This window comes from Undibacterium sp. TC4M20W (assembly GCF_049340245.1).
Classification (GTDB): Bacteria; Pseudomonadota; Gammaproteobacteria; order Burkholderiales; family Burkholderiaceae_D; genus Undibacterium.
This window is the reverse complement of record NZ_JBMPPI010000012.1, coordinates 158209-168671: the sequence shown is the minus strand read 5'-3', so window position 1 is coordinate 168671 and position 10463 is coordinate 158209. Positions and strand designations below refer to the sequence as shown.

At 50.2% G+C, this 10463-nt stretch carries 7 protein-coding genes; 4 read left to right on the top strand and 3 right to left on the bottom strand.

Going from position 1 to position 10463, the window contains the following annotated elements; all coding sequences use genetic code 11:
- Positions 1 to 200: 200 nt before the first annotated feature.
- Entirely contained in the window at positions 201 to 1976 is a 1776-nt protein-coding gene (locus ACO0LL_RS16305; protein WP_422951907.1) for a pentapeptide repeat-containing protein, read from the bottom strand.
- Between the two features lie 17 nt (positions 1977 to 1993).
- Entirely contained in the window at positions 1994 to 5593 is a 3600-nt protein-coding gene (locus tag ACO0LL_RS16300) for a hypothetical protein (protein ID WP_422951906.1), read from the bottom strand.
- Between the two features lie 302 nt (positions 5594 to 5895).
- Here ACO0LL_RS16300 and ACO0LL_RS16295 point away from each other — a divergent pair, with 302 nt between their 5' ends.
- The 4 genes from ACO0LL_RS16295 to ACO0LL_RS16280 all read left to right on the top strand — a co-directional run bounded on the left by ACO0LL_RS16295 (position 5896) and on the right by ACO0LL_RS16280 (position 9100).
- Positions 5896 to 6627 carry a LysR substrate-binding domain-containing protein gene (locus tag ACO0LL_RS16295; RefSeq protein WP_422951905.1) on the top strand — a complete coding sequence of 244 codons (732 nt, stop codon included), beginning with the start codon at positions 5896 to 5898 and terminating at the stop codon, positions 6625 to 6627.
- 316 nt (positions 6628 to 6943) lie between these two features.
- Complete coding sequence (locus ACO0LL_RS16290; RefSeq protein ID WP_422951904.1) at positions 6944 to 8089, top strand: ImmA/IrrE family metallo-endopeptidase; 1146 nt, start codon at positions 6944 to 6946, stop codon at positions 8087 to 8089.
- Positions 8058 to 8588 carry a DUF4411 family protein gene (locus ACO0LL_RS16285; RefSeq protein WP_422951903.1) on the top strand — a complete coding sequence of 177 codons (531 nt, stop codon included), beginning with the start codon at positions 8058 to 8060 and terminating at the stop codon, positions 8586 to 8588. Before ACO0LL_RS16290 ends, ACO0LL_RS16285 begins: the two co-directional genes overlap by 32 nt.
- A gap of 173 nt (positions 8589 to 8761) precedes the next feature.
- Positions 8762 to 9100, top strand: coding sequence for a hypothetical protein (locus ACO0LL_RS16280; RefSeq protein ID WP_422951902.1), 339 nt, complete (start codon positions 8762 to 8764; stop codon positions 9098 to 9100).
- 114 nt (positions 9101 to 9214) lie between these two features.
- On the opposite strand, the gene ACO0LL_RS16275 is transcribed toward ACO0LL_RS16280, so the two are convergent.
- The gene (locus tag ACO0LL_RS16275) at positions 9215 to 10459 is read right to left on the bottom strand and encodes a Zn-dependent hydrolase (protein ID WP_422951901.1); all 1245 of its coding nucleotides are present in this window, start codon (positions 10457 to 10459) and stop codon (positions 9215 to 9217) included.
- Positions 10460 to 10463 lie beyond the last annotated feature (4 nt).

Here is a 10463-nt window from a genome sequence, read left to right as displayed (position 1 = left end):
AAACTTTGATACTCTTTCATCTTGAAACTCCTTCTTTTGGTAGAGATAGAAGTTTCAAACCGACCGCCGTATAGGTCAAACCTTGAGGAGTCCCCCGGCAGAGCCGGGGGATTACCTTATTTATTTATATCTGCACCATACTCTTTAAACACTGGTCAGCCCCTGTTTGCTTATCTTTGCTTATCTTTGCTTATTTCTGCTTATTTCTGCTTATCCCTGTTCATACGTGTTTGTCTCCGTTTCTTCTGCAACTGCTTGAGCCGCGCTGGCGGTGGCCACGAGGTCGGAAAAGTTTTGTGGGTATGCATTTTGTTGCCAGTACAAGGGCCAGCTGCACCTATCGGGCAGGTGGTATTGGCGCTGGTGGAGAGTTCTGGATCGATCTCCGTCGCCTCATAAGTGACAGGGAAAGTAATCTGACCAATATTGACGGTGATACTACCTTCACCTTCGGAAATACCAGCATCAGTCAAGAAAGTACCATCCAGTTTGGCACCATTGAAATTGGCACCCTGCAGATAAGCACCGGTCATGTTGACTGCGATGGTGTCATAGGTCGATAAGTCAGCATTACTGAAGTCGCAACCGACCAAAAAGGCACGTGTAAAAGTAACACCTGTCATCATTTTTTGTTCTACAGCGCTAAAACTGACAGCCTTCAGATAAGCATTGCTGAAGTTGGCAAGGCGCAGTGTGGCACCGTCGAATTTTGTTTCGTCCATGCGCGCACCTGAAAAACTGGCACCAGAGATAAGCGCATTTTCAAAGCTGCAACCGGTCAGGCTGGCATTGGTGAAATCTGCGGCGGGCAGTTCCAATGTGGCTTCAAGGATGCTGGCCTTGAACTGGGCGCTGGGCAGGTTGGCATTCGACAGCTTCACTCCGCGCATGATGGCATTATTGAAGTTGGCCCTGGCCCCGCTAAGCGTGCTCAGGTCAACGGCAGTAACATCAGTGAATGTGGCGTTCAGATCGTCTATGGTGGCAGGCAGGTCCGTGATCTTCGCATAAGCCATTATCTTATAGCTCCAGGTCTTCCCTATCAGGGAATACTTGAGTTGGCTACGCACAAATCGCATGGGTGCTTCAGCGGTGGAAGTTAGCACCAGTGGCGCACTATTGATCACCGTAAGCAGGTCACAGTCAGAAAAATCACAGTTACCACCGGTCAGCGTATTGAGCTTGGTACCCTTCATCGTAGCGAAAGTAAAATCGACCCCAGTCATAGCCGAACCACTAAAGTCGGCTCCACTAAGTGTCGCGCGACTAAAACTGGCCTTGTTGAAGGTGCCACCGGTAAGAATGGTGTCCTTGAGCAAAGCACGACTGAAATTGGCGCGACCAAAATTGATGCCCGCCAGATTTTCGCCGGACAACTCGACGATGGCAGCACCAGCTGGCGTGAAATCAAAATGCGTGACCGTCTTGCTGGCCTGCATCTGATCTACGCCATCAGCAAGCTGCACCGCTGTCCAGATGGCATTCTGGTCTCCCGCTGCGGGTGTACTATTGAGATTACTAAGATAGCGAGAACCATTGATATCGTCCACTTCGATGAAGTGTGGTTTACATATCAGGTCGAACAATTTTGTTTTATCCGGATGCTGGTTATCAAGATAAAAGCGCAGGTTGACTTTACCACCGACAGGGCTACGTAAACGTTCAAGCGTCAGTCGTAATGGGAGAACAGGCACATGATAGAGAGGCATGCCTGTTGGAAGCGTGGTGGCAATCAGGTGAGGGGTATTCTCGTTGAAACTGACAATCTCGCCATTGCTGGCTTGCAGCACAAATGTGCCATCCCCCTTGGCAATGGCAAGAAAACTGCCCGCATCGGCTGGCAGTGGCACATAGGTGTCGCTGCCATTCTTGCGGATGGTAGTACGGTCTTTCGTGATCAGGCCCAGCCTTTGTTCCCACAAGATGAGCTTGTAATTACCAAGAAGGAATTGGAATTTTCCGGCGAATGTTTTCATAGTTGTATCCTGTTGACTCAATGTTGTGGGGGTGCAGGTGGACGCCAGTGGCTGATGCCAGGTTCGGGCCGCCCATCTTTGCCGGCCAGCACTTCATAATTGAGCGCAAACAAGTTGCGCAGCAGGTCAACCGTAATACGCGCCGCAGTGAAATTGCCTGTGCTGGCAAGGAAAACACCAGTCGGGTCATACAAATCCATGCGGTAGTCTTCAGGCTTGGCACCGCTGCCGGTGTGACCAAGGATGAAGATGTGGCCCTTGGCCTCAACCGCCATATCAAGCAGGTTGAGCTTGCCAGGGCGCAGTGCCATCACCGGTACTTTGGCCAGCGCCTTACCCTCGGGGTTGCTAAAGTAATTGACCGGGTTGCCATTCACGTCGAAACACTGGACGCGGGCATTGCCTGACTCCAGCACCAGTACGCGCCCATCAACAGCCAGGGTAACCGCCACCGGTGTCTTGATGAGACCATGACGCTTGCCCTCGCCCGACATCAGCGTAGCCAGCGGTGAGACGCTATCGCTGCCAGCCTGGGCAGACAAGCTGATACGGAAAATTTTGTGAATGCTGCGGCTGATACCAAATACATAGCCATGCGGGTGTACCACCATCTGGTCTATGCTGTCCGGGAAACGGCCCCAACTCTGGTTGGCAGTGGCATTGAATTCTGGCACGCGGCCATATTGCAGGGCCACCCGGCGCAGATGGAAACCGCCGTCAGGATTATTGGTTTCATGATAGACACCACGGCTGGGGTCGATCAGGAAATTGCGGCCACTGCCATCATCAGGCGACACCACGTCATAGCCTATGCCACCACCACCTGTAAAGCCCACATGCTGGGTGGCATATGCTTTTTGCGGATGCTGCAACACCGACAGGTTTTGCGTGGTGTACATGCTGGTATTGGTCGCAGGCCGCGATGCCACATCAGGCGGCAGGTGCAGGTCAGTGGCTTTCCAGGCATAGCCTATCATTTCCGGATACTGGGCCATGGTGATGGAATGCAGTTTCTCGATAATGCCATGCTGGCTGGAAGGCGACTTCATCGTCGCCAGCGGTGCGGGCCCGGCCTGCCAGACATGCTCACCATTTTGCATGACGATTTTTTCCTGGTGTTCATACACAGACCAGGCACCGAGCGGCACTTCATTGATGTCGATTTCTATAGGTGGCACAGTCAGCACAGCCTGGCCATTGCTGCCCTCGGCCTTGAGCCAGCCACTCGCCCCTTGCCCCGATTGCCAGCCATTCTCAGCATAGAAGAATACCAGCACGCGCAAATTACCCGCCGCAGGCACACCATCAAAGCTAACGGAGATATCGTCGCTGATGGTTTCTGGCGGCAAGGTCTTGACCAGCTTGGGCAGGGTCGCCCCATTGTCATAAGCAATCACCACACTCAAATGATGGTGGTGATCAGGGAATTTCTTGTACAGCTTGCTTGACGTGATCGTGATGCGCAAGTCTATGCTGCGGGTGACTTCAGTAACATGGGCACGTGGTGACTGGCGTATGGCGCTGGTAGTTTGCGCCAGTTGCGCCGCAGTAGCTGCAATATCAGCCAGTAACAGGGCAACGTTGATAAAAGGGATGGCTTTCTTGGCAGCGCCAGTGGCGATCATCTCGGCAATGATTTGTGTTACCTGGCCAAGACCTGCCTTGGCCAGCACGACCAGCAGCTTTTTACCCACTGTCCATGCAGCCTTGGCCGGGTTGTCAGCAAAACCGATATACATCCCGACAAAGGCAGCCAGTAAAGCACCATAGACCGGCTTTTGCTTGAGCAGTTTCATCATGCCGCCCGAGGCAGTCAGGGCGGCGCCCGCCACCAACAACATTGTCGGCAGCGCCATTTCTATGACCACCGTCATGATCACGCCTGGCGGGCAAGCTACCGGGTCATTTGCACCGCAACCCAGGCCACCCCAGGTGAAACGAAGGGTGCCTGCATCATGCGGCACCGGCACATTGAAATGAGATGAATCAGCAGACAGGGGGATACCCATAATGGTTTCTACCGGATCCACCATGCCCACATAGCGTTTATAGGTGTCGCCGTCAAACACCGAGTCTAGCAAGGGGAAGCGTGAAGACCAGTTCTCAGGTGCCTTGGCCTTGCCGCTGGCATCAAGAAACTCAACATAGCAAGACAAATGGCGCAACCAGTGGTTTTTCACCACGATGGTCAGGTTGCCATTGGCACCGCTGGACAGCATGGGGAAGTGAAACACTTTCTTGGCTTCATCAACTTTGCCTACCGCAAAATACGATTTGCCAAAGCCAACGCCATTCGAGGTGATCAGATACTGCAAAATCGTACCGCCACCCATCAGCATGCATTCAACCTGGGCATATCTGCCGCTGGGCGAAACAACTAACGCCGCATAATGGCCCGGAGTATTAGGCAAGGCCCGCAGCGGCCCTGTCATGTCATCAAGTACGACAAACAGGTTCTGGTCGGCCAGCGCCTTTTGCGCTTCTTCATCAAAGGCATACGCGGGTTTATCTTCACGGCTGGACCATGTACCCTCGGCCCGCCAGTTGCTGCCCGCAGGTGCTGCCTGGTAACGCACATCAGGCTCGAACACCAGGCCGTCGGTTGGCGTCAGGTTCTTCAGCTTCCAGCGCACATCGTTTGCGCCACGCAGTTTTTCAGCACGCAGTTTATGTTTGGGCTGCACCTTGCCATCATAGGCAGCATCTGTCGTGCCATACTGGGTAGACCAGGTCTGGCCGCGCAATTCTTCTGCCTGGCTGGCATACACCAGCGCCCGCGACAGCGCCTTGCTAACAGCATCAAGCACATCCTGATGCAAACCCATGGCAAACACCGGCTTGCCATCATCGTCCACTGCGGGCTGGTCACCGTCATATACGCGCTCGACCGTTGACCAGTCATCAGGATGCTCAAGTATCCTCAGCACCAGCAGGTTGAATTCATTCAGGGCGCGTCGTATACACGCCTCGATCACCGTCACCGGCCCGCCCTCAGTCGCCGCTTGATTGAGATTGATCAGCTCAGGATGTTTGAACAGCAGCGCCACTGCAGTCTCATACGCATCCTGGTAATTGGCGATATGGTCAGGCGTGGCCTCCAACGCCTGCAACTGTGTCGACAAAAAATTTTGCCCAAACTGGCGATAAGCCAGTTTGGGATGCATGGCCTCATCAGGATTAGCACGCAAAAGCTTGCGTCTCACGTCGCGCAACCTCGCATCACGCGGCACATGGATACCCATGGAAATCGTGCGCTCGGTCTCATACCCATCGACGATCACAGGCGTAGTCACCCACATCAACGCCACCGCATCAGATGGCAAAGGCACCTCGGCATAATGACTGACGACTTCGTCAGGCACCATCTTCAAGAAACCATTTTTCTGCCGCCCCTCAACCAGCGACTGCTCAGTATGCGGCGTAATATCATATTCATTCATCGCCACATGCAGCTTGAAGCTGGGTGCAGTGCCAGCCGCAGCATGCAAGGTCTTGCTATTCGAATCGGTGACAGCAGAGTCAGAAGAATCAGAAGGGTCAGAAGTGTGGGCTGGCAAATGCCGCGCCAGGTCAAAGTGAAGAAGGTGGCGCTCAGTCGCGCGCTCAAGCAAAGCCATGCATATTTCCTTTGATGAAAGAATCAACGTAGAGAATTACTGCAAATAAACAAAATGAATTGGGGGAGAACAGAAAAGGCAGAAAAGCAAATGGAAGCTGGCAAAGTATCCATTATTCGGGCAGTGATCACAAGAACAATTTTTACAAATTGTTACGAGTTTGGAAAATTTATAGTGTGGCGATGTGTAAGTCCTGACCAATATGTACACAGGAATGACTGGCTTAATCATGGATTGAAACGACACCCGGATTTTCTTGGCGATTTATCGCGCTGGAGCAAGTCCTGAATGCCCGACTGTTCTTGCGCGCACCTTCAGGTTATGTGGCGACACCGGCAGGCGAACATGTACTGGCAGCCGCCGAGATGATGGAAAAAGCCTCGGACAAATTGCAACGCGAAATCGCCGGGATAGATAACCGCCTTTCAGGCGTGGTGCGCGTTGCCACGTCAGACACCATGGCCAGCCACTTCGTCATCCCCGCCATGCAAAAGCTGCACGCAATCCATCCCGATATCCGCATCGTGCTGAGCACGGCAACACAACTGAGCAACCTCACCCGGCGCGAGGCAGACATCGCCCTGCGCCTCGTCAGGCCCACCGACCCCGACCTCATAACCCGCCACCTGACCAAACGCAAGCTGGGCCTGTTCGCCGCAAAATCCTACCTGGAAAAACACGAAGTAACAGCAGATAGCAAAGACCTCGACGGCCACGACATCATCACCTATCAGCACCGCATCGCCCCCCGCCACGCAGAAAAAATCTGTGGCCTGCCCATCACCAACGCCCGCGTCACCATGGAAGTCAGCAGTGCCATGATGATGCTGGAAGCCACACGCGCTGGCATGGGCATCGCCGAGCTTGCAGTCCACCTCGCAGAAAACGATCCTCAGCTCACCCGCCTGTGGCCAGAGCGTCATGAGAGTTACGACGTTTGGCTGGTCATGCATGGTGATCTTGCCAGAACTGCGCGGGTCAGGGCTGTGGCGGATGCGATAGTGGGGTGTTTTCCGGGGAGGGAAGGTAAGTAATGACATAGATCAAATACAGATATTTGCATTTTCATCTTAGATTTTAATGCAATGCCATTTATTTCTTTAATATTGAGATAACGATAATTTATATAGCCGTGCTCAATTTCATTGTTTTTCTTAAAAAAAGAATCGAACAAGAGTAAAGACTTAGCAGCAGAAGTTAAGGATGCTATTCTTTAGTCCGATATAAAGCTGATGTGAAATGCATGAGCTTTTCTAAAAAAATCAGAATCTATCAAATTTTCATGAAAATTTTACATGAATTTTAATTGTGATATTATCAATCTCATGTCCTTGTGAGTTAACAAAGTAAATGGAAGATTTGTTAGAGTTTTCGCCCGCAGTTCTAGAATGGGCAGCTACACAATCCGGTAAAACGGTTGGTGAGATTGCGTCTAAAATTTCCAAAAAGAAATTTGAAGAAATCCAATATGGAAAAATGACCCAATCGCAAGCTGCAAGATTTGCAAATCTTGCAGGAGTACCTTTCGGCTATTTATTTTTGGACACGCCTCCAAAGTCTCGAGTAAATCCTATTGCCGACTTCCGTACTATTTCTAATGCGACCCCGTTAAGCAAAGATTTCTTTGCGATGTATGATGACATAGATTTTAAGCAATCTTGGTATAAAGACCTGCTGAAGAGTCTTGGTGCTGAACCACTCCCCTTTGTTGCGAAATTCTCCACTAAATCCTCTATAGAGGAAGTTGCACTGGATATGCGAAAAACGATGGGCATTTCCTTTGCTGAAATTGCAGGACTGCCGAATTCGGATGCGGTATTTTCGTATTTGTCTAGAAAAGCAGAAGATTCTGGAATATTGGTTTTCAAAAATAGCCAAGCTGGAAATAATTGGCGAAGAGCATTGCAAGTAACGGAATTCAGAGGTTTCGTTCTAAGCGATAAATTTGCGCCTGCAATTTTCATCAATGGATCAGATGCTCCGGCAGCCTGGGTATTTACTCTTGCGCATGAATTAGCTCACATTTGGTTTGGTGACTCGGGTATTTCAGATACAGATACAAAGAGTGCAAATAAACAAGAACGTTTATGCAATGCCGTAGCAGCTGAATTTTTAGTGCCGGCAAGAGAATTTAAACAAGTATGGGACGAGCGCGACGTTGATATAAACAGCAAGCTAGAATTAGCGAGAAAGTCTTTTAAGGTAAGTTTACTTGTTATTGCTAGACGTGCATTTGAACTTGGTTTAATACCGTCCAAAAAATATTCTGAAATTTATCAAATTGTTAGAAATAATGCAGCGAAACCGAAAGACTCAGAGGGCGGCGATTACTATCGAACATTACCGATTAGAAATAGTAGGCGTTTAACCAATCAAGTTGCCCGCCTTGCCGCTACGGGTGGAATTAGTTTTAGAGAAGCGGGACAGTTACTAAATACCAATCCTAATAACGTCATGACGTATTATGCAAAAAACTCTAACTCGTTATCTACTTGATTCTGATGTTTTAATTTCCGCAAAAAATTTACACTACAATCCGAAATTCTGTGGTGTGTTTTGGTCTTGGATAAACGAGGCGCATAACGCCGGAAATTTATTTAGTGTAGACAAAGTAAAAAATGAACTTTTGTCAGGGGGAGATAAAGATGTTTTATACGAGTGGGCTACTCGGACTAATTTAAGCAGCTTCTTTTTAAAAACGAACCAATGCGCTAAACAATGGGGTGCCTTATCTGCATGGGCACATTCTCCCGCTAAGGCATTTAAAGAAGTGGCTAAGGCAAAGTTTCTTGATATTGAATCTGCTGATGCTTGGTTGATTGCATATGCCGCAGAACATAAAGATTGTGTAATTGTAACCAATGAAGTTTCAGCTCCATTTAGCAAAAGTTCAATTAAATTACCTGATGCAGCAGCCCATTTAGGTGTTAAGACAACTACTATCTTTGATCTTTTATGCCGTCATTCAGGAAGTAATTTTATATTTTCACCTTGAATAGTTACAGAGGCGAGTGCAAATCATTGGAGTCTATCTATCGCTTATTCCATCTCGTCGCAACAATCTTCGGGTAAGTGTGAAGAGATAAGTATTTCCCAAACTAAACTTGAGTCAACTTCATAATTAAATGTACTTGAATCTCAAAAAGCAAACAGTTTGCAACAACTAAAATGACCCTTATAGTTTCGGTAATGTATGTAGATGAATTGACTGGAGAATTTTCAGGCGAAATACCTTTATCACCAGGAGCAGAATTGGCCGGTCTTGAGATATGGCGAAGCTCAGTATATGGATCACTCAAAAGCGTCGAACTTGGGCTTTCTTTACTATGCACACTCAAGCATCAGAATATTCTTGCACTTGGGAGTGAGGTTGTCACGTTGAAGAATGAAACCATAAGCTTGCTGAATGCTTTAGATAATGACCAAACCTATCAGCATAGACTGGGCAATATTATCAGCGCCTGTGAGCTTGCGATTGCGCACGGCGCTGCGGTATGGATTGCATGAAATGATGCTGCTAAAAACCGAAGAGAGATGCTTTTAATAAAAAACGAAGAAATCAACACCTCAAATTAGACAGCAAGCATCCATCACATGCTCTCAGAATATTTTCAAATAAACTTACCCCACTACTCCCGCCCTGCCCAACATCGCATGCAACAACACATTACACCCCGCCTCCAGATGTTCTGATTTTGCATCTTCAATTTCATTATGGCTGATACCGTCCTTGCAGGGTACGAAGATCATGCCAGACGGCGCGAGTCTGGCGGCGTAGATAGCGTCGTGGCCTGCGCCTGATACGACGTCCATGGTGCTGTAGCCCAGGGTGGCTGTGGCTTCGCGTACGGCGTTGACGCAGTCTGGGTGGAAGGGGCATGGGGGGTAGTAGGAGACGCGTTCTACACTGATGCTGAGGCCACTGTCTTTACTGGTTTTATCGACGAAGGCGAGGATTTCATTGTGCATGGTGTCGAGCAATTCGGACGACACATTGCGCAGGTCTATGCTGAATTTGACTTCGCCGGGGATAACGTTGCGGCTGTTGGGGAAAACCTGCACCATGCCTACCGTGCCACGGCCATAGGGCGGGTAGCGGTTACCGATGTTGACGACTTCCTGCATGATTTTGGTGGAGATTTGCAGGGCATCTTTGCGCAAGCCCATCGGTGTCGGACCTGCGTGGGCTTCCATGCCGGTGACGATGCAGTCATACCAGGAGAGGCCAAGCACGCCGGGGACGACGCCGATAACCTTGTCGGCATCTTCGAGTACCGGGCCTTGTTCTATATGGGTCTCAAAGTAGGCACCGATGGGGTGCTGGCCTGGCACTTCTGTGCCTTTGTAGCCTATGCGCTCCAACTCATCACCTACGGTTTTGCCTTCGGTGTCTTTGGCGGCGTAGGCGTGTTCGAGTGTGAATGCGCCGCAGAATACGCCTGAGCCCATCATGACGGGAACGAAGCGGGAGCCTTCTTCATTGGTCCAGAAGGCGACTTCGATTGGCGCTTCGGTTTCTATGTTGTGGTCGTTGAGGGTACGCACGACTTCGAGTGCGGCCAGCACGCCGTAGTTGCCGTCGAACTTGCCGCCAGTGGGCTGGGTGTCGATATGGCTGCCGGACATGATGGGTGGCAGTGCCGGGTTCTTGCCTGCCCTGCGCATGAAGACATTGCCTATCTGGTCTATGGTGACGGTGAGGCCAGCCTGTTTGGCCCAGGAGACGACGAGGTCGCGCCCTTGTTTGTCGAGATCAGTCAGGGCCAGGCGTTTGACGCCGCCTTTTTGTGTGGCACCGATTTGTGCGAGTTCCATCAATGAGGCCCAGAGGCGATCTCCATTGATTCGTAGATTTGCGGTTGACATTTGC

Bases quoted from the DNA above. Each gene is read 5' to 3' on its own strand.
- ACO0LL_RS16305 (WP_422951907.1), bottom strand. From the start codon at position 1,976: ATGAAAACATTCGCCGGAAAATTCCAATTCCTTCTTGGTAATTACAAG.
- ACO0LL_RS16290 (WP_422951904.1), top strand. From the start codon at position 6,944: ATGGAAGATTTGTTAGAGTTTTCGCCCGCAGTTCTAGAATGGGCAGCT.
- ACO0LL_RS16280 (WP_422951902.1), top strand. From the start codon at position 8,762: ATGACCCTTATAGTTTCGGTAATGTATGTAGATGAATTGACTGGAGAA.
- ACO0LL_RS16285 (WP_422951903.1), top strand. From the start codon at position 8,058: ATGCAAAAAACTCTAACTCGTTATCTACTTGATTCTGATGTTTTAATT.
- ACO0LL_RS16275 (WP_422951901.1), bottom strand. From the start codon at position 10,459: ATGTCAACCGCAAATCTACGAATCAATGGAGATCGCCTCTGGGCCTCA.
- ACO0LL_RS16300 (WP_422951906.1), bottom strand. From the start codon at position 5,593: ATGGCTTTGCTTGAGCGCGCGACTGAGCGCCACCTTCTTCACTTTGAC.